Annotated in this window: 40 protein-coding genes; all 40 read right to left on the bottom strand. The window is 49.3% G+C overall.

Annotated elements, in window-relative coordinates:
• Nucleotides 1–2 precede the first annotated feature (2 nt).
• On the bottom strand, nt 3–818 hold the full coding sequence (locus WDV74_RS07280) for a hypothetical protein (protein ID WP_338885322.1): 816 nt from the start codon (nt 816–818) through the stop codon (nt 3–5).
• The gene (locus tag WDV74_RS07275) at nt 784–1,101 is read right to left on the bottom strand and encodes a hypothetical protein (RefSeq protein ID WP_338885321.1); all 318 of its coding nucleotides are present in this window, start codon (nt 1,099–1,101) and stop codon (nt 784–786) included. Before WDV74_RS07275 ends, WDV74_RS07280 begins: the two co-directional genes overlap by 35 nt.
• Entirely contained in the window at nt 1,101–1,637 is a 537-nt protein-coding gene (locus WDV74_RS07270) for a phage baseplate protein (protein ID WP_338885320.1), read from the bottom strand. The genes WDV74_RS07275 and WDV74_RS07270 overlap by 1 nt, the downstream gene beginning before the upstream one ends.
• Entirely contained in the window at nt 1,634–3,850 is a 2,217-nt protein-coding gene (locus WDV74_RS07265; protein ID WP_338885319.1) for a hypothetical protein, read from the bottom strand. The genes WDV74_RS07270 and WDV74_RS07265 overlap by 4 nt, the downstream gene beginning before the upstream one ends.
• Before the next feature lie 94 nt (nt 3,851–3,944).
• Nucleotides 3,945–4,403 (bottom strand): hypothetical protein, encoded by a 459-nt coding sequence (locus tag WDV74_RS07260; protein WP_338885318.1) that lies wholly within the window; start codon nt 4,401–4,403, stop codon nt 3,945–3,947.
• Between the two features lie 55 nt (nt 4,404–4,458).
• Complete coding sequence (locus tag WDV74_RS07255; RefSeq protein ID WP_047961534.1) at nt 4,459–4,911, bottom strand: hypothetical protein; 453 nt, start codon at nt 4,909–4,911, stop codon at nt 4,459–4,461.
• Between the two features lie 10 nt (nt 4,912–4,921).
• Nucleotides 4,922–6,409 (bottom strand): DUF3383 domain-containing protein, encoded by a 1,488-nt coding sequence (locus tag WDV74_RS07250; RefSeq protein ID WP_338885317.1) that lies wholly within the window; start codon nt 6,407–6,409, stop codon nt 4,922–4,924.
• Between the two features lie 9 nt (nt 6,410–6,418).
• Nucleotides 6,419–6,931, bottom strand: coding sequence for a hypothetical protein (locus WDV74_RS07245; RefSeq protein ID WP_338885316.1), 513 nt, complete (start codon nt 6,929–6,931; stop codon nt 6,419–6,421).
• Complete coding sequence (locus WDV74_RS07240) at nt 6,921–7,289, bottom strand: hypothetical protein (protein WP_338885315.1); 369 nt, start codon at nt 7,287–7,289, stop codon at nt 6,921–6,923. Before WDV74_RS07240 ends, WDV74_RS07245 begins: the two co-directional genes overlap by 11 nt.
• 2 nt (nt 7,290–7,291) lie before the next feature.
• Nucleotides 7,292–7,753: a hypothetical protein gene (locus WDV74_RS07235; RefSeq protein WP_338885314.1), complete on the bottom strand. Its 462-nt coding sequence runs from the start codon at nt 7,751–7,753 to the stop codon at nt 7,292–7,294.
• Nucleotides 7,744–8,181, bottom strand: coding sequence for a DUF4054 domain-containing protein (locus WDV74_RS07230; RefSeq protein WP_338885313.1), 438 nt, complete (start codon nt 8,179–8,181; stop codon nt 7,744–7,746). The genes WDV74_RS07235 and WDV74_RS07230 overlap by 10 nt, the downstream gene beginning before the upstream one ends.
• Nucleotides 8,182–8,183: 2 nt before the next feature.
• Nucleotides 8,184–8,534 carry a hypothetical protein gene (locus tag WDV74_RS07225; RefSeq protein ID WP_338885312.1) on the bottom strand — a complete coding sequence of 117 codons (351 nt, stop codon included), beginning with the start codon at nt 8,532–8,534 and terminating at the stop codon, nt 8,184–8,186.
• Nucleotides 8,535–8,588: 54 nt separating this feature from the next.
• The gene (locus WDV74_RS07220; protein ID WP_338885311.1) at nt 8,589–9,656 is read right to left on the bottom strand and encodes a major capsid family protein; all 1,068 of its coding nucleotides are present in this window, start codon (nt 9,654–9,656) and stop codon (nt 8,589–8,591) included.
• Nucleotides 9,657–9,658: 2 nt separating this feature from the next.
• On the bottom strand, nt 9,659–10,153 hold the full coding sequence (locus WDV74_RS07215) for a hypothetical protein (protein WP_338885310.1): 495 nt from the start codon (nt 10,151–10,153) through the stop codon (nt 9,659–9,661).
• A gap of 2 nt (nt 10,154–10,155) precedes the next feature.
• Entirely contained in the window at nt 10,156–11,433 is a 1,278-nt protein-coding gene (locus tag WDV74_RS07210; protein ID WP_338885309.1) for a DUF2213 domain-containing protein, read from the bottom strand.
• 1 nt (nt 11,434) lies between these two features.
• Nucleotides 11,435–12,148, bottom strand: a complete 714-nt coding sequence (locus WDV74_RS07205) for a phage minor head protein (RefSeq protein WP_338885308.1) — start codon at nt 12,146–12,148, stop codon at nt 11,435–11,437.
• Between the two features lie 37 nt (nt 12,149–12,185).
• Nucleotides 12,186–13,673: a DUF1073 domain-containing protein gene (locus WDV74_RS07200; protein ID WP_338885307.1), complete on the bottom strand. Its 1,488-nt coding sequence runs from the start codon at nt 13,671–13,673 to the stop codon at nt 12,186–12,188.
• Between the two features lie 4 nt (nt 13,674–13,677).
• Entirely contained in the window at nt 13,678–14,904 is a 1,227-nt protein-coding gene (locus WDV74_RS07195; protein ID WP_338885306.1) for a PBSX family phage terminase large subunit, read from the bottom strand.
• The gene (locus tag WDV74_RS07190) at nt 14,885–15,367 is read right to left on the bottom strand and encodes a DNA-packaging protein (RefSeq protein WP_338885305.1); all 483 of its coding nucleotides are present in this window, start codon (nt 15,365–15,367) and stop codon (nt 14,885–14,887) included. The genes WDV74_RS07195 and WDV74_RS07190 overlap by 20 nt, the downstream gene beginning before the upstream one ends.
• Nucleotides 15,368–15,379: 12 nt before the next feature.
• On the bottom strand, nt 15,380–15,559 hold the full coding sequence (locus tag WDV74_RS07185; protein WP_273559872.1) for a hypothetical protein: 180 nt from the start codon (nt 15,557–15,559) through the stop codon (nt 15,380–15,382).
• A 309-nt stretch (nt 15,560–15,868) separates the two neighbouring features.
• Nucleotides 15,869–16,279 carry a KilA-N domain-containing protein gene (locus WDV74_RS07180; protein ID WP_338885304.1) on the bottom strand — a complete coding sequence of 137 codons (411 nt, stop codon included), beginning with the start codon at nt 16,277–16,279 and terminating at the stop codon, nt 15,869–15,871.
• Complete coding sequence (locus WDV74_RS07175) at nt 16,257–16,412, bottom strand: hypothetical protein (protein WP_338885303.1); 156 nt, start codon at nt 16,410–16,412, stop codon at nt 16,257–16,259. Before WDV74_RS07175 ends, WDV74_RS07180 begins: the two co-directional genes overlap by 23 nt.
• Before the next feature lie 884 nt (nt 16,413–17,296).
• Complete coding sequence (locus tag WDV74_RS07170; protein ID WP_338885302.1) at nt 17,297–17,419, bottom strand: hypothetical protein; 123 nt, start codon at nt 17,417–17,419, stop codon at nt 17,297–17,299.
• A gap of 28 nt (nt 17,420–17,447) precedes the next feature.
• On the bottom strand, nt 17,448–17,840 hold the full coding sequence (locus tag WDV74_RS07165) for a hypothetical protein (RefSeq protein WP_338885301.1): 393 nt from the start codon (nt 17,838–17,840) through the stop codon (nt 17,448–17,450).
• Nucleotides 17,837–18,232 carry a structural protein gene (locus WDV74_RS07160; protein WP_338885558.1) on the bottom strand — a complete coding sequence of 132 codons (396 nt, stop codon included), beginning with the start codon at nt 18,230–18,232 and terminating at the stop codon, nt 17,837–17,839. The genes WDV74_RS07165 and WDV74_RS07160 overlap by 4 nt, the downstream gene beginning before the upstream one ends.
• On the bottom strand, nt 18,232–18,546 hold the full coding sequence (locus WDV74_RS07155; RefSeq protein WP_338885557.1) for a phage holin, lambda family: 315 nt from the start codon (nt 18,544–18,546) through the stop codon (nt 18,232–18,234). The genes WDV74_RS07160 and WDV74_RS07155 overlap by 1 nt, the downstream gene beginning before the upstream one ends.
• Before the next feature lie 259 nt (nt 18,547–18,805).
• Nucleotides 18,806–19,573 carry an MW1434 family type I TA system toxin gene (locus WDV74_RS07150; protein WP_273559885.1) on the bottom strand — a complete coding sequence of 256 codons (768 nt, stop codon included), beginning with the start codon at nt 19,571–19,573 and terminating at the stop codon, nt 18,806–18,808.
• Between the two features lie 139 nt (nt 19,574–19,712).
• Entirely contained in the window at nt 19,713–20,753 is a 1,041-nt protein-coding gene (locus WDV74_RS07145) for a site-specific DNA-methyltransferase (RefSeq protein WP_338885300.1), read from the bottom strand.
• A 105-nt stretch (nt 20,754–20,858) separates the two neighbouring features.
• A complete protein-coding gene (locus WDV74_RS07140; protein ID WP_338885299.1) occupies nt 20,859–21,059 on the bottom strand; it encodes a hypothetical protein in 201 nt (66 codons plus the stop codon).
• A 201-nt stretch (nt 21,060–21,260) separates the two neighbouring features.
• A complete protein-coding gene (locus WDV74_RS07135; RefSeq protein ID WP_338885298.1) occupies nt 21,261–21,812 on the bottom strand; it encodes a DUF1133 family protein in 552 nt (183 codons plus the stop codon).
• Between the two features lie 34 nt (nt 21,813–21,846).
• Nucleotides 21,847–22,146, bottom strand: a complete 300-nt coding sequence (locus WDV74_RS07130; protein ID WP_338885297.1) for a Ref family recombination enhancement nuclease — start codon at nt 22,144–22,146, stop codon at nt 21,847–21,849.
• Between the two features lie 16 nt (nt 22,147–22,162).
• A complete protein-coding gene (locus WDV74_RS07125) occupies nt 22,163–22,756 on the bottom strand; it encodes a DUF1367 family protein (protein ID WP_338885296.1) in 594 nt (197 codons plus the stop codon).
• Between the two features lie 88 nt (nt 22,757–22,844).
• Entirely contained in the window at nt 22,845–23,132 is a 288-nt protein-coding gene (locus WDV74_RS07120) for a HigA family addiction module antitoxin (RefSeq protein ID WP_338885295.1), read from the bottom strand.
• Nucleotides 23,133–23,182: 50 nt separating this feature from the next.
• Complete coding sequence (locus WDV74_RS07115; RefSeq protein WP_273571026.1) at nt 23,183–23,758, bottom strand: PIN domain-containing protein; 576 nt, start codon at nt 23,756–23,758, stop codon at nt 23,183–23,185.
• Between the two features lie 3 nt (nt 23,759–23,761).
• Nucleotides 23,762–24,226, bottom strand: a complete 465-nt coding sequence (locus tag WDV74_RS07110; protein ID WP_273571027.1) for a helix-turn-helix domain-containing protein — start codon at nt 24,224–24,226, stop codon at nt 23,762–23,764.
• A gap of 105 nt (nt 24,227–24,331) precedes the next feature.
• Complete coding sequence (locus WDV74_RS07105) at nt 24,332–24,670, bottom strand: hypothetical protein (protein ID WP_273571028.1); 339 nt, start codon at nt 24,668–24,670, stop codon at nt 24,332–24,334.
• Nucleotides 24,663–24,803 (bottom strand): hypothetical protein, encoded by a 141-nt coding sequence (locus tag WDV74_RS07100; protein ID WP_338885294.1) that lies wholly within the window; start codon nt 24,801–24,803, stop codon nt 24,663–24,665. Before WDV74_RS07100 ends, WDV74_RS07105 begins: the two co-directional genes overlap by 8 nt.
• Complete coding sequence (locus WDV74_RS07095; protein ID WP_338885293.1) at nt 24,790–24,912, bottom strand: hypothetical protein; 123 nt, start codon at nt 24,910–24,912, stop codon at nt 24,790–24,792. The genes WDV74_RS07100 and WDV74_RS07095 overlap by 14 nt, the downstream gene beginning before the upstream one ends.
• 2 nt (nt 24,913–24,914) lie before the next feature.
• On the bottom strand, nt 24,915–25,094 hold the full coding sequence (locus tag WDV74_RS07090; RefSeq protein ID WP_273571030.1) for a hypothetical protein: 180 nt from the start codon (nt 25,092–25,094) through the stop codon (nt 24,915–24,917).
• Between the two features lie 14 nt (nt 25,095–25,108).
• Nucleotides 25,109–25,870, bottom strand: coding sequence for a phage antirepressor KilAC domain-containing protein (locus WDV74_RS07085; protein ID WP_338885292.1), 762 nt, complete (start codon nt 25,868–25,870; stop codon nt 25,109–25,111).
• Between the last annotated feature and the right edge of the window lie 47 nt (nt 25,871–25,917).

Raw genomic sequence — 25,917 nt, 5'->3', positions numbered from 1 at the left:
CGTTAGGCTCGTTTGCAAGTGGCGGTGTAGAAAAAGGCATCATCATGAGAGGCAATATCGAACTTCAGTTGCTCGATAATGTAATCGCCGTTCAGCGACTTATTCAGTTTGCTGTCCAGCCGCAACAGGCCGCCCAGAAAAGATTCACCGTCAATCAGAAAACTGACATCTAAACCCTTTTCGGTGGCTTTGGGAATACCCACCATGCCGGACTTCATGTTCAGAATACGCAAGCGATTTTTCAACGCCTTATCGCTGTCTTTGACGTACAGCACCTCATCATCAATAAAGACTTTGACGCCGCCTGCTTCCTGTAAGCGGGTAATTTGCGACAAGGCCGCCCCGCAGTAATACCAATTGGCAATCTGCTTATCGGTGGCCTGAAAATCCAGTTTGACCTTACAGTCATTGGCAATGCCCTGTGCTATCTCGGACAGTTTTTTCAGTGCCCCGCCAGAGGAGGAAACAATATCGCCACTGCGGCTGTTACCCGTTTTGGCTTTCAGTGTCAGTGTGACATCCGGTGGCGAGGCAATTTCAGCGCTGACAATATCGCCAACAAACACCCGAAACAGCCCCGTATTCACCCGCCCCGCTTCCAGTATCAGGCGGCGCGGTTGCTTGCTTTTGGTGTAAGGGCTGGTTTGGGTAAGGAGAAAATCGCGGGTGTCGCTGCTTAAGCCATCAATATTCACGGTGCATTCATTTTGCAGGGGATTGGCGTACTTGGTGCCGGAAGCCGAGATACGCATGCCTTCGTACCAGTTCAGCCGCCCGCTGACTTCAATCCCCAGCCGGATGCGTCGCAGATCTATCATCGGGACTCCAGTAAATTAACGTTTGGGTGGATTCGAACTTTTCCCACCAGGGCAATTCGTGATTTTCGGTCAACAAAACAAAATTGCCGGTGCTAAGATAGGCATAAGGAATTAACCGCGTATTAGGCACTAAGCGGCTACCCTGAACCACTATCACCTCATCGCGCTGGATATCGCATAGCATCATGTTTCTGGCGGCTTTGAGGGTGATCACCCAATTGGCATCATCTAATGTCACCGCCAGTCGCTGATTAGGAATAGCCCGTAACGGGATTTCGCGCATTATTGGCCTCCACTTTTTCCAAATAGACTCTCGCCATCCATGATTTTGGTGGCAACAGATTTTTTCTTGCCCTCAACGTCCCTGGTCTGGACATTGCCCCGGTTGACCGTGCCAGATTGGCTTTTTTTCGCCACTTTCCGGGGCGGCAGTTCACCGTATTCTGGCTCAACCGTGCGCCACTCACTGAACCGTAGAGACAACTTGATCGCGTCCGCCATCTCCGCGATTTCATCATGGTAGAAGTTGACGAGAAGCATCGGCTGGTAAGTTTTCACCCGTGTCTGTATGCCAACTAACTGATGGGTATCGTAGGCTTGCTGCATAGCCGAGAAACTGTTTTTCAATTCGCCGGTCAGCAACAATTCCATGCCAATCTCAACGGCTTCAACGACCACATGATCGCTGCGGGTTTCGCCGTTCTCCACCTGAAACTTCGTGACCTTATGTTCATCCCGGATACTGAGTTGTATCGGACTGGCACTTTCAAACACAGTGGCAAAGGTATTCACATTGAAAATTTTCACCTCAGTGATCATTTAGCGACTCCCGTTGACGTTTGCTGGCCTAAATCTTTCAGTTGGTTATTCAATTCACCTTTCATATCCTGGGCGACGCCCTGCGCATCCGTGGCCTGCGTCGTGATATTGACTTCGCCGATCTGCGTATTGGTTTCATGGGTCTGGTGTGACTGGTTGCTGATAGCCTGGCTGGTGACCGGATTTAACGGGTTTTGCGCCGCCATCGTCAGTTTTTTATTCGCCGCCTCAATGCCCGCTACCACGTCAGCCGCATTGTTCCCGTCTGCCAATTGCTGACGCAGTAACCGGATCTCTTTATCCAACTCCCCCGTATCGATGCCCGACTCTTGTGCGCTTTTACGTTTGTCAGCCAGCACATCCAGGTATTGTTCCGCGTCTTGGGTCGTAACTTGTTGATCCACGTTCTGCTCCAGGTTGACTTGTTTATCCCCCCCAAAGCCAAACCAGCCTTTGACCGTACTGATGCCTTTAGAAACCACATCCAGCCCGTTGCTTATCCAGCCAATCACTTTCTGCACTTGCTCCCACATCCATTTAAACGCACCGACCACGGCATCAGAGACGGTATCAAACACGCCACTGAACTGGCCGCCCCATTTAGCCAGAGAAGCAACCGAACCCAGCAGCCAGTTGATAAATGCCGTGATCTTCTGATCCATGGTGTTAAAGGCGGCGATGACGATATCGGTGACAAACTTCACTGCTGTTTTAAGATAGCCAAACAGGGTTTGCCATGCATTCCACAGCATCAGCACCACTTTTTTGAGCAGCGGGTACTTATCCAGGATGCGACCGATCATCGAATCATTGCCGTCGATAAAGTTCATAATATCGTCGTAAACAATCGCGAACGCGGCGGCCAATAATGCAATGATGGCGATAATCGCCAATATTGGCCATGTCGCGGCTAAAGTAGCCGCGGCGGCGGCTAACATCGGCGGCACGTAAAACGCGGCCACCGCAAGACCAATGGCAAGAAAGAAACCAATAATCAGGTTCTTGTTTTCTTTGCAGAAGCCAATAAATAGGGAAAGCCAGTCCATCCCTTTGGACAAAATGGGGATCACCATCTCCAGAAAGCTGTTTTTGAGCAGGCCGGAAGATTGCTGAAACTTATTCATGGCAGCATTAAACTTGACAGACTTTTCGATGCTTTCCTTGGTGATACCAGAGTACTCTTTCTGAATCCCCATCACCCGTTCCAGCTCTTTACGGCCTTTCATCATCAGTTCGACGGTCTTGTCATCAGACACACCAAGATCAGCAAGTGTGGCCTTTGCCTTGTCAAATTTCATGCCCTGCACTTTGTCGGCGGTAGCGAGGATTTTTTCCATCTTATTCGTAGTCTTGCCGAACGCCTGTGACATCGCCTCAAGGTCAGCTTGCGCAGCATCCCGTGAGCCGCCCAGTTCTGCCAGTGCCCCACCAAACGCATCGACATCTTCCGTGGCAATCCCGATTTTCTTACCCAGTTTATCCAGTGCCTCGATTTCCTGTGAGCGTGATACGGCATCGGTAAAAATCCCGCCAATGCTCATGACAATACCGACTGCACCGAGGGCTTTGGTAGCAAAACCCGCGACCGATTCCCCCGCCGCCTGATATTTGCCCTCCGTGTCGGTTAACGCACGTTGCAACTGGGTCTGGGCTTTGGTTTCCTCAATGGCGGCCTGAATGCCTTGCGTGCGCATGGTGGCGACAAACTTGGCGTAATCGGCCTGTAATGCCTCGACAATCGCGTTAACCGCCTCTTTCGCTTTGGCGTTCTTTTGCTCGGCTTCCGTCAGACTGGCCAGCTCGCCATTGAGAATACTGAGTTCCCCTTGGAGCTGGTCATACTGTGCTGTCAGTTCGCTGACGGTTGCGCCGCTGTCCTGCAAGCCAAGACTGGCCTGTTCGCGCTGGCTGTCCAGTGTGGCAAGCGCGGTTTCCAGCTCACGGATTTTTTCCCGCACGGATGTCAGTTTTTCCTGCGTGTCATGCAGATCAACATCAATATCGACGCCCCCGCCGCCTGATATTTCCTGCAAGGAGGCGGCCAGTTCCTGCACAAACTGACCAACCCCGGCTGAACCTGCTTCGGCGGCCTGCTGCGCTTTTTTCATGTCGGCGATCATGTCATCGGTGGCGCGGCGGAATTGTTCAAACGCCGCGTCCGCCTGCCGGGTATCAAATTCAAATACCTGAACAAAGGTATCGAGCAGTGACATGTGTGTTACCTCGTTCTGTCCATGGATGCCGCTAACGCTTCGTTATAGCGGTTGGTGATGGCGATCTCCCACAGGTCGAATGCCTCTTCCAAATCTATCGACGTTTTGAGTTCGGTGAGGGTGGCGTAGCCTGCGCTGACGATAACGGCAATGAACCCATCAGCGTTTTGATAATCGACGGGAGTGAACCGCTGATTTTGTCCAGCAGGAATTGGAGGAAACCGCGGCTCCCGTCGGCCCCGAAAAAACTGGTGTTATACCGCAGCATTTCGAGTTCAAGGCGGATCAGGGCTTCGCCGTCCGGCACATGGTTATCAATCAGGGTCTGGGTTTTCAGCAGAATTTCGTCGCCGTCTCGTTCAACGGCAACATAACGCAGCATCTTCAGCATGGCTTCATGGCTGACAGCGTAATCGCCGATTTTGGGCGCATTGGACAGCGGGTATTTCGCCAGAATTTCGCGCCCGACCGTAGCAGGCAAGCGGCTGATAATAAAAGTATGCGCTTCACGGTCAGCATCGGTGATCGTGATGGTTTTGGGTTTGATTAACATCATGGCCTCAGATCAAAAAAGGCGGACAAACCGCCAGTCTGTTGATAAAAAAGTATTAACGTGCTCGGGTACGGTCAAAATCCTGGAATACAAAGGTGTACTGCTTGGATTTCAGGCGCCCGGCACTGGCGGCAGAGTTACCCCGGCTGCCATTGGTGATCTTGCCGTTACGCGCGGTGGTGGTTGAACCATCCCCATAAGAGGCCACCAGCGTGATAATATCGCCGGCATGACGGCGACCGCGCTTAGCTATGTTAGCCTCTAACAAAATGGCGAGGTTTTCATCTTCTTCACTGCCGGCCAGCACGTTAATGGTGATGGTTTGCGGCGTCGGTGTTGACCAATAGTTCAGGTTGCCGTTGATATCCATGCCGGTCTGAGCAATATCGACAGCGGGTAAGTCCAGCGGATCGGCATCATCGGCAAATTGGGTAATGGTAATCCCTGATGGGAAAGTGGTACTGGCCTGAATTACCAGACTTAAGCCGGTGGCGGAAACATCGTACATTGTCTACTCCTTAAACCAGATTATGTGAGCCATCGACTTTACGTACCCAGTCGCCCTTGCTGTAAATCAACACGTATTTCATCACGTATTCGGGCAACCCCGATGGGCCTGTCTGTTCTACGATCTGCGTGTTATACCAATAACCCTTGTCCTGCACATCATGCCAGGCTAAATCGTCCCCGGCGGCATCCGCTACGGCAAGTTTTTGCACTTCGGTTAAGGTTTTGCCCGGTAAAATCGTGCCGTTATTGAGGGCCTTCGTGACCGCACCTGCAATCACGGTCATTGCACGGGCTGCACCGTCTTTATTTCCCGGCAGTCCACGTGTACTCATCATTAAACTGAACCATTGCTGGGTAATATGGGCTTTTAACCACTGTTCGTTAGCGTGAACGCTCATATCCAGCGGATTCAACGATGAACCGCACAGGAAGCCGCGCTGATAGAAGCGAATTTGTGAACCCGCAACGGCTGTTTCGCCGTAATAGTTGACGCGCAACTTATCGAACCGGTCCGCATCCAGATCAGTACTGATTTGTGACGGGAAAGTCACACCAAACTGGCGATACATATAGTTGGTAGTCGCATTGGTGCGGTCATAATCGGTTGCGGCCATAATCGCCATCGGCAATGCCTGGACAAAATGGTCGTCCTCAGTTTTCAGGTTTAAGCCTGTTGAAGCCGTTCCCATTAGCGCGGCGCTCCAGTCTTCGGCGTTTTCTGGCGTCACGGCCAGATGTAACTGGTATTTGACATTTTCGCCTGCCACGTACTGTGCCAGTTCAGCCGCCTGCGTTAACGCGATATCCGTTAGGAACGTGGCACTGCCAAACGAATCCGAGATTTTTTCAGCCGCAATAAAGGCATCCAATGGCGATTGCGCGGCATTACCTGCCGAACAGCTACCGGAAGAGAGTCCCATGGCATCAGCCAGCACCGAATAGGCCACGTTGATCTCGGCTTTCTCCTGTACCCCGCCGCTTAAGACAAAGGCGCTGTCCATCGCGTTAAATGTCAGATAGGCATTGGAAAATTGCGGTGTCTTCTCGGCGTTCAGTTTGGCCTGCACGACGGAAGCAATATCCGCGTATGACGTCGCTTTCGATAAATCGATATCGGGGAAGGTTTTCGTCACCCCGCCAATCGTCACCGTGATGGTGCCATCCACTAACGCTTTCAGTTCATCCAATACGGCAGCTTTCGTGCCATAAATCGCGGGTGCACGGCCTATTGGCTCATAGGCCGCAATCTGCAACTCTTTCGGTTTGCTGACGGGCGCGGGACTCACATAACTGAAATACTGGCGAGCGAATTTGGCTTCCAGAGAGTCAGAACCGAGCAAATCATCGACCTGACCGGATGCAAATTCTAATACCTTGCCCGCCGGAATTTTGGGGTTCGTGGAAAAGATGCGCCCCGTGAGTTTACGCATGGGAACGCTGGATGCGCCGATCACCGCACTGGCGATATCGACGTATCGGGTTTGTTTTATCGGCATAAAATGACCTTAAATTCGATAAATATCGGGAAACAGCACACTGACGGTGGCTGTGTTGGGTTTGATGCCACGTGAATGGGTGATGTTGATGTCAAACGAAGGTGACAGCTCATAATTGCCCTGATCGTTAATAAAGAACGGCATCCTTAAGTTCCCTGCACGTTGAATGCCGATCCCCTGCTTGCGTAAGGCTTCCACAAAAGGCAATGAGTTCATAATCATACGCACAGTGGCGGTAATATCCCCCGCCGTGAACTGTTCGAACCCACCGATGCCCTGTACCTGTAGCGTTTTCTCCACAAGTTGGGTTTCGCTGTGATTCGCATCACGACCAACGATGTGATAATTGCGCCCCTGCCAGCCATAGGCGTTTTCAGTAATGGGAAAAAACATCACAAAGCTGTCTTCCCGCCCCTGTTTGGTGGACTGAAAACCCGCCACCACGGGAACTGAGATCCCGGCTTCGGCTAGCTGTTTCAGCAGTTGCGCCCGGATTGCAGCATAAACCTGATTATCCGTCATACACACCGGCCTCAATGCAGACAATCGACAACCAGCCATCTTGGGCATACCAGTCGGCATCACCCATTACATCGTAGCGACGTTCAGCGAAGACCAGAAAATCCGGTGATGTACCCCGCTGAATATGGCGAATATCATGCGTGGTGTAGAGCTTACGGTAGACTTTCGTCGTATCCAGCCCCATCTCCTGCACATCCTGCGTATCGACCGCCTGCCAGCTTCCTCTGATGGGAATGGGGTAGTGATAAGTATTTTGCCATCGGCCTAGCTCGTCCAACTCACGCGCCTTAAAGCGATACCAGAGCACGGTTTGTTGCGGAATATAACGCGATGCAATGCGCTGTAAATTGCCAAACATGGTTATTTATCCTCCACGCTGGAATTGACGGATTGCAACATCAACCCGCTGTCGACCAGAGGCTTATTGGTTGCTTTACCTTTACTGTGACGATTTGCCCGCGCTTTTACGGTGCTGTCTTTCAGTGGCGGTGTCGTGACAGATTGAATAGCGATCTTGATATCGCCTGCTGCCACATCGCCAATTTGGGTCAGGCCCTCCGATACGGTGATATTGCCGTTAATCGCCGCTTTAGCCGCACGAAACATCAGATCCGCATATTTGGCCTGATTATCCCGTATTGCCGGGCGCATAAAGGGACGCGGGGGAATATTGCCGGCCGGATAGCCCAGCTCCTGAATGGCGGCGACATACGCCATCGGTGTGCCATCGGGATATTGACTGTGTTCAAAGAAGCCGACCTTGATTTGCTTTTTACCCAGCTCGTCATAGATCTGCTTAAGGTGTGCCAGCTTTATCGCCATACCCGCCCCCCATTGGGAAAACGCCCCCCGACGCTGCGAAAGGCCGACCGTTCGCCTCTACCACCCACATACATCGGTGCCCGGCCACAACGGTTGAGCAGCGCCAGGTATTGCTGACCAAAGGGGGTCAGGTTGAACCAGTGAGAGGTATTGGAACCCACCGGCGGTGCAGTAAACGACACATTCACACTGCCGATGGTTGCCGCAGTGACAACACCGGTGGGCGATTCACCCTGAGCCATTAACCGGCCTAAGTCCAGCATATGGGCCACGACCAATTGCCACAGCTCATTGGTGCAGACACCACGACAAGGGGAAAAATAATTCAAGGCGGATTGGGCAATAATTAATACGTCATCATCGGGCACCGCATTGAATTGTGGGCGGAGCACACGGAATGATTTAAGCGGAAATGTGCTCGCCTCCATAATTATTTGCCCTTACCTTTATTGGTTTTCGGGGTGTCTTTACCTTCCGCTTCCAGTGATTCCGGCGTATCGGGTGCAGACTGATCGCTGGCTTCCATATTGGTGGCCACTTTTTCCGGTTCGGTTTTGCAACTTTCGACCAAAATAAAGCCGTTTTCTTTGTGCAGCTTAAAGACGTGGTTGTCTTTCAGTTGCGCATACTGCTCAGCACTGACTTCGGTCACGCGCCCACGTGGGGTATGCAGCGCTTTGGTCAGAATATTGGCCTGCCCGTGGATAAACACCGCACCATTACGCACGGCATAGTTCTGGTCGTTGGACAGCGTGCAATAGACGTAGAGAGATTGAGACATGAAGAAACTCCTGCCTTAAAGAATAAACAAAATGCCCTCAGCCGAGGGCTGAGATTAAATACCGGTTAAGCGGGTGATCGCCCACGGGCGTGTCACAAAAATACCAGCAGTGGCATTGGTCGCATCTTCCAGATAGCCCTTGATGCCATTGTCGGAACCCAGCAGTTGATATTTGACTGGCACGACCTGCAACAGCGTAGCATTGGTGGCAGTAGAGCCATCGTCTACGCTATCAGCAAACAAGTATGTGATATTGGCCCCGCCATTGGCCTCACGGAACTCCGGCGAGAAGACAAAGCGCAGATTCGGGTAGTTCTCCTTCACCCACTGCATGACGGTTTCCCCGCGTGCCACCGGGTTAGCGATATTCAGTACCGAACGAAAGCCTAGCGGTAACACTTGGGTCATTGGCGTGTCGTCTTTAATACGCCCGCCGGACGACAGCTCAATGCGTGAGAACATCGCGGTAATATCACGCGTGATCTCAGCAAAGGTGGCATCCTGCCATTTTTTCTGGCTGGTTTCATAGGCAGGCAAGTTCGGATCGTTGAGCAGACCAAACACCCGCGTATCCGCGCTGTTAAAGCCAAAGTAGCCGGTGCGCTCTCGGGACATTTCCAACGATTCGGTCGCCGCGTTGCGTTTTTCAGCAGCGGCTTCGAACCCGGCAGCATTTTGGCGCGCCTCTTCTAGTTTACCGACCTGAAAACCCTGTTCGTAACGCACAATTCCCCGACGTTCGATATCATTCTCATAGCTGGCCAGCGGAATATTGGTATAATCACCGTACAGCTCGGCTTTCGCTGAGGGTGTGGCGACATTGAGCACAATTTCTTCATGATGCCATTCGCCCGCCGTCATCACGCCAGTGATTTCATCCAGAATGCGAATACGAGTGGCAGTGCGTACCAGCCCCGGCAACACATGCTGCAGCATATGACGCTGAATAAAACCGCCCGCGCCTGCCGGACCGGTTAGCGCGCTATCCATTGCCTGCAATCCGCCGAAACCGATTTGCGCCAGTTCGCCATACGTCCACTTCTGGTCAGGCTTGATATTGAGTGCGCCGCGCTGGCGAATTTCGCGGCCTGACTGATAAAACTTTTCTTTGCTGACAGCCATAATTAGTTACCGTCCTTGCGGGTTGAGGTATAAGGGATTTCGGTCAAACGTATGACACACAGGTGTGGGTTTTCGGCTGACTCCAGATGACGGGAAACAAAACCAATGACTCTGTCCCCGTCACTAATGCTGTCTTTGGCAGACAGTTTGCCGGAAACATCAAACACCACGGGCGCGTTAATGCGCTTGATGCCAGCTTCCAGTTGCACGTTTACTTCGCCCATCGTAAGAAATTCACCCGTGCTGCCGTTTTCGGCATACAGGGCACCAATACGGTAGGCTTTGGGGTTAATCATGATGCCTGCAAATGCACCTGTGCCACCGACCTGCACCGATTCCACGCCAAAATCATGGTAGGTGTAAGCCCGTCCAAATAGATTTTGGGTTTCGTCATCGGAGGCCAGTACGGCGCTGGTGACACGGATTGGCCCAGTATGGGAAAGTTCCCCGACTACGCCACTAACCAGCCCGTTAAGAATGCTGTTGGGTATTGCCATGATTAGTTACTCCACTTGTCTTTGATGGATTGTTGGGGGGTAATGCTGTCCATCGTACTGGTCGGTTTTTGCGAGTCCGGTACACGCCCGTGCATCCAGGCATCGAGTGCGACCAATTCTTGCCCTTTCTGGCAGGGAATACCAAGTTGTTTGACGCCGTATTCCGCCACGCCCTGCTTGGTCAGGCTGCTATGGTCAAATACCCCCACAAACGGGGTCAATTTGTGCGCCAGCGTGTCACGGCCTGCCAATTGTTTGATCAAATCACCCGTGTCATAAGTCGGTTTGGCTTTCTCCAGCTTATTCACCTTGCGTTTCAGGCGGGAAATATCATCCATTGCCTGCATGCCACGGCGCAGACGCTTAAGGCGGCGGTTCAGGCTGTCGGTCGTAGCCTGATCCAAATGTTCTTTCGCTTCCTCAATCGCCTGCTCTGCCGCTTCAATGGCAACTTCGGCATTCTCCACGGCTTCCGGGTCACCAGATTCGGCAGTTTCGGCGGCGGATTCCGCTTCTTCTACCGCGTCTTCAGCTTTCTCTTCTTCATCCTGTGAGGTCTTATCGGGGTCAGGATCATTATCACTGGTCTCTTTCTTCTCCGGGTCGTCATCCGTTGCAGGGGCTTGTTGTCCGGCGATTGTCTGAGTAATCAGTGCCTTCAACTGTTCGAGTTGCTCCGGGGTGAAACCGTTATCGTCGATGGTGTCTTTTTTGTCTTTGTCTTCTTCGGTAGCCATAGTGACTAACTCCTTGGTATCGATAGTGATAATGCGTTGATCCTGCACGGCGACATCGTGGCCGGTTCGTCCCTCGTCCACCAGGGCAAGATGATTGGCGCGGATGTCGCGCTGAATGGCGTCATAGTGCTCGCCGTTAAAGGTGCCGGGCGTAAAGTCATAGCGGCAACGATAACCCGGTGAGAGTTCAATCTTTCCGCTGTTGATTTGGCTTAACGCTGAGTTGGATAAGATCTTGATATTGCCTTTGAGGTACGGGTACTCAAAATAAACGTTCTCGCCGATCACGCCCTCAATGCCTTTCTGTTCGGCGGGTGTAGCTTCCCGGCCTAACATCTCGTGCTCATTCACAAAGGGCATCAGTTTGAAAGAGTTAATGGTTGCGAGGTTTTCCAGTTCTTCTTGCGGGCGCAATACCTTGTAAATTTTATCGGCGACCGGTGCGCCAATTTCCGCCCCCAAATAATCAAAAACCCCCACTTTTGAGATGGGGTTGTCTTTGACTTCCAGCCAGCCGTTCAGGTCGTAAGTGCGTTTACTCATGTCATCCGTTGTCTCCAAAATCAATGATGGGCGTCCAGAAGCATTTGCAGTTCGGTAATTCGCCCGGTAAACCGCGTTGACCGGTTCGTTCGTCGATAATTGGCGGGTTATCCAGGTCAAAAACCTGACCATCCAGCTTTTGATGCAGTTTGCGCGGTTCAGCACTGCCGCCGGAGTGATGCCAGACCGCCTTTTTAATGCCTGCTGATTTCATGCGCTCATAGTTCGCCGCCGTGGTGATCTTGCGGGTCTGGTCAACGGCGATAAACTGCGCCCGTTTCTCGGTCACGCCGCCAATGGCTTTGATTTCCTCCAGCAAGGTTTTTGCCCCCTCACCCGCCTGACTAATTGAACGCAGCGCCGCACTTTCAATACGAAAGTGAAACTGTTGTGGAATGGATTTGATCAGGGCGACATTTTCAGCGGTGGCGGCGGTGAGTCGGTCTTTCATGGCGGCTGGCATGACCAGAGTTTTAATGGTTAAACCCCCAGAGAGTTGTTTGAGCGAATCATCCAGATTGCGTTTGGCGTTTAAATCGGTCTGGCTGACCAATCTATTTGCCATCTCTGTGGCCTTACGGTTAAAAATACCGTCCCAGCGGCGTTTTAACTTGTTGAGCCAAATACGGGTTTGGCTGGCAATGCTGGCATCCATCGCCATCGGTTCGACATCATCCTGTAACCGGGTTAACGTCTGCTCATAATCCCTGAGCATCCGTTTGATTAATCGTGACAGGTCACGCTGGTAACGGTCAGTTGCCGCCGCCGAATAGTGCAGCGGCTTGCCCTTCATAACCGCCTGCCGCGCCGTGGCCCATTGTGCCCGGCTCTTCTTCAGGCGGATCTGCTTCAACATCATCATCCTCGCTCATGTCTAAACCGAAGTAACTGGATTCTTTATCCGCTGCCAGTTTCTGACGGATATCATGACCATCCACCGCACCAATATTGGCGTAGTTGACGGCCGTCTGGGAGTTCTTCAGCTCGATATCGGCATATTCGGCGCCGGTTGGGCTGTCTAGCGGTCGCCATGAGATACTGATATCGACAACCGGCAACCCCTCACTGCGTAACAGGATTTCATAATGACGTTGGAGCAGGTCTTCCAAATCGTTAGCCTGAATGCTCTCCAGTTCTTCGCGGTAGGCCGCTTCTTCATACTCGCCACTGGAATTAAAGCCTTTGGGCGTGGTACCCAATAATTTGGTGGCAGGCACGTTAGCGGCAGCCGCGACAAGCTGATATTGCGTCATAATGGTGGCGTCCAAATCGGCCAGTGACGTATCAAACTGCTGAACGGTGTCTTGATTGCTCGTGACCTGTACCCCATAGTTATCCCGCATCAAGGCGAAATACTCGATATTCTCCGCAATCACGCCCTTATCAGCATTTTCTGCATCGGCCATCCCCAGTGTTAGTAAGCGTTTAGTCATCGCCAGTTGCGGGGCTTCGTTGGCGGTGCGTTCGGAGGCATAGACCCGTTCGTAGACCCGCTCCGGTACAGAAACGCCAAAATAGTTGTACATCGGCTTTAAGACATTCGGCACGGGGAACGGGACAAACTTCACCAGATGGGATTTGTGATAACGCCGCCCGCCAATGCGATAATAAGTCGGTTCGTAGAAGTTCAGCGACGCTGGGTCTTGCACATTATCGGCGGTCAGTTCCGGTGTCACCCATTGGGGATCAATCTGTTTGATACCTTTGTATGCCCCTTTCTGGATACCATCAGGATTGAACGGGTTTTCGTAGAATTCCTTCGGGTTAGAGGTTTCCACCACAAACAGCGCAATGCGTCCGCCGTATACGCGCCCGAAATGCACCAACTCTTTCATGGCATTGTTGATACGGTACTTTTTATCGCGCTTTTTCAGTCTGTCGATAATGGCGCTGTCTTCACAGTCAATGTCGTAGCTCTGTCGAATAGCATCACGGGCAGGCATATTGCAAGCTTTATCCACCAGCCAGTGCTTGGCAATCACCGCACACAAGTTATTACCGATAAAGAGCTGATTGCTATACCACGCGGCTTGTGCTTCCGGCACACCGTATAAGCTGCCTGCTTTAAATGAGGGGATCGAGCCATCCACGGAATCCATCGCCACGCCTGCCATTGTGGGTTGTGGCAATTCCAGCCCCTTAAAGCCATTATCTTTAACAAGCGCTGGGTATAAATCGGTGGAAAATGCTGAACGCTGGACAGGGGGTGCCATAGGCTTTCGTTTTGAGAATGGCCACATAACATTACCTCTTGGTTGTAAAGAAACTGCCTTTTTTCTTGATATAGCCATCCAACCCGTAACGGCTCGCATCCCAACAATGGTTGTTCGCATCCTCAATCACCGGCAGCACTTCGCCGGTAATACGGTCTGTCTTGTAGGCATAGAGCCGGGCTTCTTTTGCTGTGTGCTTACAGCGCGGGTGAATGATGATTTGCTTAAAGCCGCGTAAATAGCTGATACCATCTTCAACGCTACCTTGCCACTTTTTAGCGGCGGAGATATTAAACCCCTGTCGGCGCAGATAGCTGATGGTTTCCGGTCGGGCAGAATCGGCTTTAATAGGCCATTTACGTGACTCCGGCACTTGATCATAAAACGCAGGCATGTGGTCCAGCTCTACGCCAACACCATAAGCCTCATAGTCGATATACAGGCAATCATTTAGCGTAAACATGCGGATCAGTGTGCTGGGGTCTTTGGCAAAACCGAAGTCGCCCCCGAATAACAAGCGGTCAGCCTGCTGCCACAGCTCATCCGGAAAATCCTTAATTTGGTATTTGTTCGCCAGTACCTGTTTATCTGAGTTCTCCAGATACGCACCTTCCCAAACCCAAGCATAAGCATTCGGGTCAAGACGTGACTGATCACTCAGTCGCTCCTCTTCCAACACAGACGGGAACCACGGATTATCGCCATAGTTCATTTCAACAATGATTGAATTTTTCGGCGGGTTCTTTCTGAACCGTTTATCGGTAGCACTGCCGTCTCTTTCGGGGTTCCATGTCACCCAAATCTCAGAGTCTTCTTCACGCACGGTTGGAGTGAGTTTTGTCCAGGCTATTTCAGAGACTGACTCCGCCTCATCGACCCATGCGATTAAGATTCGGGCCTTTGATTTGATACTGTCGAGATTGTGACGTAAGCCGGCAAAGACATAGCTGACTGACCTGCACTTTGTCCGAATGTACTTCTCGCCAATATCGTAGAAGCTAGCCAGCCACGGAACAGAGCGTATTGCTTGTTTCACTTCCTCCATTGAGGATTCTTCAAGAGAGTTCATGTATTCACGAGCGCAGAGTATCACGCCTGATTGTCCATTCTGTGCAGCCATGTAGCCACGGATGGCTGTCATTAATGCAAAAGTTCGCGTCTTTGCCGAACCACGTCCACCGTATGAACCACGATAACGATAATTACCACTGAATACCGGGATCAATTTCGGTGGCAGTTCAATCCGTGCTGTCGTCATGCTGGCCTCCGGCAACCAGAATGATTTTGGCGGGAGACATTGAGCCGTCAGTGGAAAGGTGATCATTCACCGTTTGCTCTTTCAGCCCCAAATCCCGCGCAATGATATTCGCATTGAGTAAATCCGCGGCTGCACCTGAAAACTTCTGGTCGTAGATAATTTGTTCCACGCGCGTAGTGATATTCGAAAAATCTTCGCGCTTGGTATATTCCGTCCATGTTGAGCGTGAAATATCCAGAAAAATACACAGACCGGATAAGGTCATCGCCCGCATTTTTGCCATCTTCGCGTAGACGATTTCACCCTGATTATGAAACGCCTTTGTCTCATACAGCGGATTTTCTTCTACCCATGCAAAGTATTCACAACATGCCTTCCACAGTTCCTCAGGCGAACCAAACTTCGGGTTCCGCCCATGACTGCTTCGGACCTCCCAAAACCGATTGCCCTTTGGCGCGGCCATTTTCGTTTCCTTTTACTTCGATAATTCACAAGCTATTTTCATCACTTGCTCGAGTTCTTCATTATTGAGTCCGTGATATCGCTTTAGTTTGACGATACCCAGCAACATCCTGGCTTTTCGTTCTTCCTTGGATGCAAGGTCCCGTATTAGTCCTGGTGCAGTAATACGTGTCCGTATCTGGTGCTCAGGCATATTTACCTCTCTGTTGCTGAATTCAGAATAAACAACTGCCTCGGTTGATATAACCCCGACAATTTTTGCACTGTGGTGATATAAAATGCTGAGAAAATGTTCAGAAAGTGATTTATCGTCCAATATCCGATAATTGGACTTTGGTCTGGCTGCATTGCTAATACGGGCAAGCAATACCCCGACACAAAGGAGTATCGATATCGATATACCCCGAGGTCACCAAACTGAGGACCTCGACAGCATTCCCATTTTCACTAATGAAATCAGTCCACTCAATTTTGAGGAGGCTCCAATTTTAGAGCCTGCCTGTTATTTATATTGCATGGCGAGCTGTAATCTGTTTTCCGCTTGTTTCTTGTTATCGAGCAAATGAGCCTTACGTCCACCTCTTCCCCAATAATTAAGAGTGCGGGCGCAATCGCTGACAATTGTAGCTTCTTGGTTGTAGGTGTACGCAGCCATATTTGCCTCTGCCATGTAACTCGCTACTGAAATCAATTCACCAGAGAAATATTTATCAAGAACGGTATACACACCAACTTTGAATGCCGGATCAATATGACCAGCAAACTCATAAGCAACAAATCGACTTCCGAATGTACCGCCATGCTTTCCTTGTATAGTTTCTAAATGGGCTTTTGAATCCCATTTAGATAACTCCTTGATAAATAATTGAGTTGATTCCAGTCGTTTGAATTTACTTGGGCGAAGGTTTTTCAATATCCCTGCCACCCAAGAAATCATTATCACCCGCTTCGACTCTGGCTTTAGCTATACGCCACATGTCAGTTAAACAAACCATTCCATCATCATTGATGCGGACAGGGGTATTAAACAAAGTCAGTGTTTTCATGCGTAGTTCCTTATAGAAAGTGAACCTGTTCGTACAGAAAGGCCGCCCCGAGACAACTACGCTATTAGCGGTTTTCTCAGGCTCACTTTCTGGAAGGTTCTCGGATTAGATGTGCGCGTACGAATGCGCGGTGAAATTCAGATATAAAAAATGCCACCAGCCGTACGCGATAGGAACGGGTGGCAGCATGGGTTATTTCTGTAGTCACTCAGGGAATGGATAGAGAAATATTGGGTTTAGTTTCAGTGAGTAACTAATTGTTAAGCATTATTCGCTTGTTATTGGTTGAGGATGGGTAGATATTTTTGAATGCAAAGATTTCTTAGGGAGCCTTTTCTTATGAACTGTCGCGAATTTTTTGAAAGATTAGTCGCGCATGGATTTGTATCAGAATACCGACGCAATGGAGTTATTTCTCTGCGGTGTGAAATCGCCACACGTGTAAATCAAACAATTAACGACGCATGGGGCACTTCTTGCTCTTATACTTTTATAAGATCCTATCTTGCTTGCTTGGGATTCATGTCGGAGCATGGTCGCGGAGCTACTGGTGCCATGGCTAAATATGTTTTATGTCCACAATGTCCACACACCATAAATATAACTATTAATAGATACCGACAAGATGTACTTCCATACATGTCCACCACAGCGTTTAACAGTTCACGCTTTTGTGAGAGGGTTAAGCAGCTAGCTGATTATACCCAGCGTGCGCATACTGAACAAATATATGGTGCTGCAATTAATAGCCTTGACTATCCAACTAAAAACACCTTAGTAGAACAAAGTGTATTAAATTGGGTAATGCATGGATATCCCCCAACCCGATAATTTAATCACAACTAACTTGACACTGTATCTGAATGCACCCCACCACCTCAGTATTATTTGCTCTGAGGTGGTGGGGTGCTCTCTTCAATTTCCCGTATCGCCCGTTTATCCAGATTGCACTGTTCAATCACCGTCAATAACCGTTCATTTAAAATCAGGCTGTCACCCCATGTCATTTTGTCCGGTATTGCAGGCGGCTGACAGTCAGCGAGCAGATGCGCCGGGATCGGTATTGGCGGAATCTGAACGTATTCGGTTCGTGTGCTGCTGCAACCGGCTAACAACCCCATCAGGAATAGTACGATGGGCACAATCATGATTGACAACAACCGTTTTGATGGCAGCCTGCGTTTTCTCAGAATCCACGGCTGACCGCTGTCGGTTTTCGCTATTAATGCGTGAGATGTCATTGAATAACCTGATAGAGTGGTAGGCGTTATCGGTGATGGACTGCTGGCGCTGGTTCTGCTGGGTCAGTGATTCATTTTCACTCGCCAGCCGACCGTTTTCTGCATATACCGAATAGACGGAGTGTGCAGCATAACCAATCAGCGCGATACCTATAATCACAACGCCAAATTTCAATTGCCATTTCATAGCAACTCAAACGCCCGTTCGAACGTCTCCGGTGAATAGGGTTGCTGGCCGTTCTCCATCTGGATCATCGCCTTGACTAATACTGTCATAACACGCTGATCGTTAACATCAATCACTGCACAACTATCGATACCGACTGAGCGGCTCACATAGGTGATGTAACTCTCGGTATCATTCTCACTCGGTGGCGCCCAACGGGAAATAAATTGGCGGATGGTCCTGTCATCATAGAGTTTCACGTAATTGCGCAGGATCTTGATCATCGCCCGAATACCGTACTCTGGTGCAATAAACTGACAGAATGACTGATCAGTCTGCCTGCTGCACAGTCCCTGCCATTGGTCACCGTGGCGGATATTGCCCGGATTGTTATTGCCAATGCCTCTGGGCATCATTTATCCCCCAACCGTTTGTTAATCGCACGAACAGCAAACTCGCGTATTTTCTCAACGCCAATAAAACCAACGGCGCCCCCGATAGCCGGTGCAAAATTGATAGGAATGCCAAACATCTCCAGACCACTGGATACACTCCATGATAAGGCCCCACAAAGCAGCGCCTCTACCCAGCGGTTCTTACGTTCCACACCGTCGTAAATTAGTCGGCCGTAACAAATGGCTATTGCCAACACTGAGCCGGATATTTGCGGCCACGAGTTTTTTAGGCCATTTAACATGTCAGCCCATAAATCAGGATTTTCTTTCATCTTCATATTCCACCCCATTAGAATAATGGGCGTCCGTGGGGTGAAATAGGTTCGCCCCTGTGAGTTGTAGTAAGTGGGTTGCCAGCCGCAATAGCGATACTGAGGTTCTGTGAGTGATTGCGGTGGCAAATTCGATTAATGAATTGATGGCCACTTCTTATTTCCCCCCTCAAATGAGGGAGCAAAAACGGAAAGTGGCGATAAAAAAGCTACGCCAAATGAAGCGCAGCCCAAAACTCAACGTGTAAATTGAGGCGAGTTATTTCCAGTTGAAACAGTAAGGAAGCGGATTGCCTGCATTTGGTTGTTGCAATAGACTACCTAACTTTTTGGCATCACTGTTATCATACTCGCCAATAAACTCGTATTCGTGCTTACCAAATAAATGGCTGTCGATACTGCCACCCAATTGATAAGCGACGCCGTCCACCGTTATCGTGAGGCTTTTCTTAAATAAATCCACCAGCTTCTGATAACCGTCTTGATTATTATCCGAAGAAACTCGGATAAAGATTTTCTGGTTTAACCCATCCCATACGAACAACGAGAATTTTGTGATAATTGTTTTATTTTGGAGGTTAATCAATGTACCGAAAGGACCTAGATGTTCACCAGCAGGTTCAAATTCAGCGTCAGCCAGGTATCCCCACATTTGATCTTTGTTAGAAAAAGATCCCGTATCCACTGCAAGATCAAAGCTCAGCATACAATCAGCAGGCTGTGGTTTTACCCCTGAGTTCACCAGATGCCAGTCACATGCCATCAGGTCATCGGGGGTGGGCTGCCAAGGAAACCATTCACCATGCTTATTGCTCTTTTCTATATAAACAGGTTCATCAACTGATGATTGAGACGTCAGACGCATGTGTTCACCCGGCGCATCCCAATCACTGCGGTGTAATTTATTTCCCAGGTACACCTGTATGATCGCCCACGGACAAGAGCCGACAGGCGCGGTTACTGTGTTAATCTTGTATTGTGCGGGAATAATTTTGCACTGCTTTTCTGGATTATTAACTTCAGACATAAGCACCTCATTTAACGATGAATTAATAAAGGCCATTTCATTCCGCTGCTAAATAACCAGAAATTTTATTTAAGCCAAATTTTTATCTCAACGATATCTTCCCTATCGATAGGCATAAAATTTGATAGACGATGGTGCCTTATTGAGTGGTCAACTCTAAGTTGATCTCTTGCTCCGTCTGCTTAAACCGCGCTTTTTCCAGTTCAACACCCAACACGCGACGATTCAACTTCAAAGCCGCTTTCAGTGTTGCCCCAGAACCCATAAAGAAATCGGCGACCATATCCCCTTCACGGCTGCTGGACTGGATAATATGTGCCATCAGGTCAGCCGGCTTTTCGCACGGATGCTTACCCGGATAATATTGCACCGATGCAAACTGCCAGACATCGGTATAGGGCACAGCAGCGGTGACTGTAAACGGGCGACGCATTAAGCCGTATTCCTGCCGCAATTCGTCATACTGGCGTGACAGGGTTAAATGGGACTCTACCAGCTCAGAATAAGGCGTGTTCAGTTCACCACGCTGGTGCTTTTCATTAGCGATACGGTCGAACAATGCCTGTAGCTTTTGATAATCCCCTTCATTGGGTAACTGCCACTGGCTATCGCTAAACCAGTGACCGGCCATCTGCTTACCCGTGGCGGCGTGAATGTCTTTTGCCGTGACACCTAATGCTTTTCGTGCGTTGCGAAAGTAATCCACCAGCGGTTTAAATACCGCCTGTTTTAGTTCCCTGCACTGTTTGAAATAGCCATCGCCTTTCGGGTGATAGGGGCCATGATAATGTTCAGCAAAGATGATCCGCTCAGTGGCGGGAAAATACATCCGCTGGCTTTCTTTATTGTGCCTGCGCCACGGGCCAGACGGTTTCGCCCAAATAATATGGTTCAACACGTTAAACCGTTCCCGCACCAGCAGTTCCGTATCAGCCGCCAGACGCGAACCACAAAATATATACAAGCTGCCGTTCGGTTTCAGTACCCGCCAGAACTCGGCCAACAGTTCATCCAGCCACACAAGGTAGGCCGTCACATCTTGCCACTGATTATCCCAGCTACAGTCTTTCACGCGAAAGTACGGCGGGTCAGTGGCGATCAGGTCAATGCAGTTATCCGGCAGGGTTTTGATAAATCTCAGAGAGTCGTCGTTGACTAATGTGATACTACTTAAATTCACTGGCTATTCCATATATCGGCGCTGACGGACTCTCTGGAAAGCCACGGCGTAAAAGGCAGGTTATCCACCCACCTTTGATTTTTACCGCTTAAAGCATTGCCCCTATCAGGGGCAACGTTTGAAAAACGTGTCATCGTTCCGGCTTTCCATTAATCCAGCCAGACGAAATTGCGTTAATAATAATTGGCAACGGGGTTCAGGTAGCCCCGTTAATTTGTAAACATCAGAAACAGTCACCCAACTATCATGGGAAAGAGTTTCTAAAACACAGGCGGCTGTTGTTGTCATATCTTCATGTTTTAGCATGATAAATTTAACCTTTTGGTCAGTAAGTCGGCGTGAATACACATGTAACTCTGACCAGGCAAAACAGCAAGCCTTATGTTTATTTCAGGTATAAAAAAACCTGCACAGGGCAGGTTTTCTTTGAATTTCGCTGCTTGCGGGTATAGCTTCGCGAAGCGTATAGGAAAATATTAACTTTATTGTTCAAAAAGTCAAACTTTTTTAATCAACGTAATGGTCTTGTATTTCCAATTCATCACACACAGGCCGATATAACATAAATTCCGCCACCCTTAACCAGTTTTCAACCCGACGGCGACAGGTTGACAACGAAGTTTCAGGATGACGTTCATGCATTTCAGCGGCAATGCAATAATAAGATTTTTTATACACATAATGCTCTTTAAGGACATTCAGTAAACCGGGATCATCCTCCATGACTCTGGCGATCACCGCATCTATTCTTAGTCCTTCCGCATCCGTACAAAACCATAAGCTACTGATCGATTTTTTGTCTTTCATCCGGCCAAAAATCCGCAGCAGTTCTTCTTCTGTCAGACCGGCCTGTTTCATTCTTTTCATCGCCATGCGCAAGGCTTTTTTACTTATCACCGGCTCAGCCAATAATCGGGAAAAAATACCTGCCGCTTGGGGTACTTTGCGAATGGCAGACCAGTTCCCCCATACACTTAACTGTCCACGTATCCAAACACTTTCAAGGGTACGCAACCTCAGATATTCGTCACCTTTTCCACATGTTACCGGATAAATCATTCTGCGCCCCTTGCCTTCATCTTGCTTGATATATTCACACCCGACATAGCCGTACCTCTTCTACTTCCCTTTTAACCTGTGCTAATAATTCAATTTCTGTCCCATGAGTCGTCTGCCATGTTTTCGGTGCCGCATGGAATCCTGTGGGATAACAGGCCCGATGGTGGCGGGGACATAACGGCAGCACGGAGAAGTGATCGGCTCGCTGTGCCATCCCCTGCCCGGCTCGTACATGATGGATTTCCGCCGGCGACGCCCCCAACCCCAGATTACGGCAACAAATACAACCGAGCGAAGCCACATCCGACAGCCACTGTTTTTCACTGTTGGTCATTGGTCTTGCCTCCTCCTCACGCAAAATCAAACAACTGTGCAGCGGCATTTTCGGCGGCATCACGGGTCGGGAAGTTGCGGTACAAGATGAAGTTCCACAGCACATTCAGTGTGGCTTTATAGAGTGCCTGAAATTCCAGATCATCCATTTTGGCAAAACTGACAGAGCGGGGTTCCCGGTGCAGGCTGCCATTAGGCATTTCATAGGTGTCGTAATGCCCGGCTTCCACCGTGACCCAGCGCCGGAAGGCATCAAAGGATTTGGTGGCGGTGATGTTATGAGCACGGTTTTTCGACAGGCCAGACAGGTATTCATCAGCCGCCGATTGTAAGGCATCCTGACTGCCAGCGAAGTGGGCCAGAAACTGGACATAGCCGCGCACAAGGGCTTTTTCTTCGGGGGAGATCGTGCCGCCCGTGGGTTCCCAGTATTCGAACCCAAGATTCAACAGGGCAAAATATTTGCGGTGGAAACGCGGGTTACGGGCTTTCTTGAAATCCGCATACAGCACATCGCCACATTTCACTTTGAAATGCAGGTAGTCTCTGGCCGCTGGGGTAGCCGGTTTCAGCGTGTCGTCGGAAATTTTGATAAAACTATGCTGCGCCATTCTTGATCCTTTGAGGTCATGGCACAGCAGCTTCGGTTTAGGTTCGGGTGTTCAGGCCGATGGAATAATTTTAGCGGGTTACAATCCGTTATGCTACCGACAATTTCTGCAAGCGGGACGTATCCAGATTTTGCTTAATATGCCAGATATCATAGGCATTCTGCATTCCCAGCCACACATGCGGGGCACTGCCGATAACCACAGAAAGACGAACCGCCATTTCTGGGGAAACATGCGACTGACAGCTAATCAGCCGTTGTACCGTAGAAGGGGCAACCTCCAGTGCCTTCGCTAATGCCCTGGCACTCATGTTTAAGGTTTCCATCGTTTCTTTGATTAGCTCGCCCGGATGGGGCGGATTATACATCGTACTCATCAGTGATGATCCTCAAGAATCAACAAACCATGTGTCTACTACGAGTAAAACTAAATAATAAACTTGTAAGCATCCAGCGCCTTGACCGTCATTGGTAACCCTTGTTTTAGCAACATATCTAAGAATTCACTTGTCGACATCGGTGGATTTTTTAGTGCTATGCGTTGTTGTCTGACAGCTTCCAGCGCAATGGCGTGATTTAAGTCAAAAAGGTCTGAAATAAATTCGTCCGGATGAAGTGCTTCGACATTGAATTCCTTTAAAATATCGGCAGGAAAATCTTTCAGGTTCATAGTAACGATGACTTCTGCATTTGCACATATGGCCGTTGCCAATACATGGCGATCGTCTTTATCAGGGAGTCTTAATCCTTCAATTAATGACTCAAAACCTGTGACATTGGCATCTGGCAAGGCTTTATTCATTAGCGCTGTTGTGTGTTCCAGCATTTCAGGCTTGATATCAGGGCGCTGTTTCAGTAAATTTCTCTTCCATTCTCCCTGAATAGTGGCTGACCATTTTGGTTGATACAGGCCAGCCAGACCTAAATGCATCAGTAAGTCACGCAATCTTGCCGGATACAGAACACAGGCATCAAGTACCACAGGATAAGGAGAATATTTCATCCTTTAATAACCCAGTTCAAGTTTTTGTGCCTGAGCTGCAAGTTCTTGCATCGCAGCCAAACTGTCAGCATCACGTTGCTTTTTGTATTTCATCAAATCAGAAAATAACACTCGACGATGTCTTCCCGTTTTATGGTGAGGTAATTTCCCTTCTTCCAATAGCTTCACCAAATGAGGGCGAGATACATTCAGTATATTTGCCGCTTCTTGTGTCGTCAGTTCAGCGTGCACCGGTACAATTTGCACAGCATTACCTACTGCTAATTCACCCAGTATATTCATCAACATGGTTAATGCTGAGGTCGGTAATTCAATTGAGTGAAATGTGTTATCTGCACCTTTGATAGTGATCTGTTGAGTTTCTAATTGGGTGGAAAGAAACGCAGCCAGCTCTCGTTGGCTGCGCATTGCGATTTCAATCTCATGCTTTGCCGGAAGATTCAAGCCGGCTAAGGTTGCATTACTCATATGTGTATACCTGGTATGTTAGTCATTATAACGAGTGTAATCGAAACAAACGAAAATCGCAATAAACGAAACAGATAACCGCGTCTTGTACCCATTAACAACTCTTTATAGTGTTAATTTCAGTTCATGCCAGCCCAATGTATTCCAACACGCGGCTTCACCCGAAAAACAGCATTCAGCCACCGGTAAAGACTCACCACATTTTCCACAGCATTGTTCCTGTAGCTCGGCCACCTGCTGTTTTAATGAACGGTCATCCATTCGAATTAACATCGTGAGGTATTCATTGACGTCGTAAGGCTCCCTGCCCGGTCTGCGCAGTGCACAATTGCGCTTCAGCATCGCCAATTCCTGATTATCAAGGAGCAATTCTATTTTGGTAACGCCAGCCTCCTGCTGGCGCTGACGTTGGGCGGCTTTACGTTCTGCGGGGGATTTAGCCATGATTGGATTTCCTGAGCTTATAAACCGAATTGCGGGTACGGATAAAACCATCAGCATTAAAGGAATGAATATTCTGAACCAATGACGTAATGATTTCAGTGCCATCAGACCAGCATTGATTAACTAACATCATGGTAAATGCGCCCACTTGCCCGAAGATCAGCGTTACCGTAGAGAATAAACCCTGTCAGCTCGATTTCCGCCGTGTATACCTTGCTTTCCGTGTTTAATTGCTTATCCATCGTTATTCTCCCAGCCAGTCGTAAACAAACCGGATCAACGCCATCACCGGCAGTGAAACCGGAAAGGTCAGCAGCAGGAACAAGGCGAGCATATGGAGCCAGAATTCTTCATCGGTCAGAATTTCCCAGTAACCGATCACTTCGTCTTTTAGGTAATGCAAAAAGTTGTTTGATGTTTTCATTGGTCTTGCCTCTCTCAGTGAGTCTGATTTCTCAATGTCCAAAGTTTTTGTAATTTAATTAATCCCTTGCCCGTCACCAGTGACGTGATACATTCCTGAATGCCGCGTTCCGGGTGTTCCCAACGACCTAATTTCACATCCATCAAGCCTGCTTGTATTTTTTCCTGATACGGTTCATTGCGACGGGTGACCCAGCCGATTTGTCGCAGGAATGCAAACAAACGGGTTCGACCTGTACCTAAAACCTTAGCGGCCTGCACAATGCTGAGGGAACCATGTGACGCAGAGACTTTGTCATGAAACTCAACTTTCGGCGCATCTTCAAAGATCTGGTGCTCTAACTGGTTCACTGCCAGCGAAAGCCGCTCTTTCTCCTCTTCAGCCTGAATGACCATCAGCGCCAGTTGCTTAGCATTAGGTAAAACCGATTGTGGTGTTGTCAGCCTGCCTGAGTGGTAGTCAATAAAGGTTTGGTTAACCTGCAGACGGAATTTTGGGGAAATCCAGCCAGCATATTCGATAGCTAAAAGTTCGTGAGCGAAAGTCCCCCCCGTGCGCCCTGCTTTTTTAACTACCGTGATCTCGGTAGTTTGGTTTTGCAATTCTGAAATTAATTGGATAGTTCCCTCAAGTGCTAGCCAATAACTTGGGCCATGTTTCTTTTCCCTGCCACTTGCCTTATGTAGCGCATTCAGATTAAAACGTCCTTCCGCATCGGTGGTGATTTCAACGCCTGCGATTACGGGCAAGGTTTTCTTATCGATAACATTTAACATACGGGTTCCTTTGTTGAGTCTTACATCACATCACGCCAGTCATTCAG

Origin of the sequence: Xenorhabdus sp. TH1, from assembly GCF_037260955.1 — a bacterium.
Taxonomy (GTDB): domain Bacteria; phylum Pseudomonadota; class Gammaproteobacteria; order Enterobacterales; family Enterobacteriaceae; genus Xenorhabdus; species Xenorhabdus griffiniae.
The sequence above is the reverse complement of the archived record's forward strand: the minus strand, read 5'-3'. Positions and strand labels throughout refer to the sequence as shown.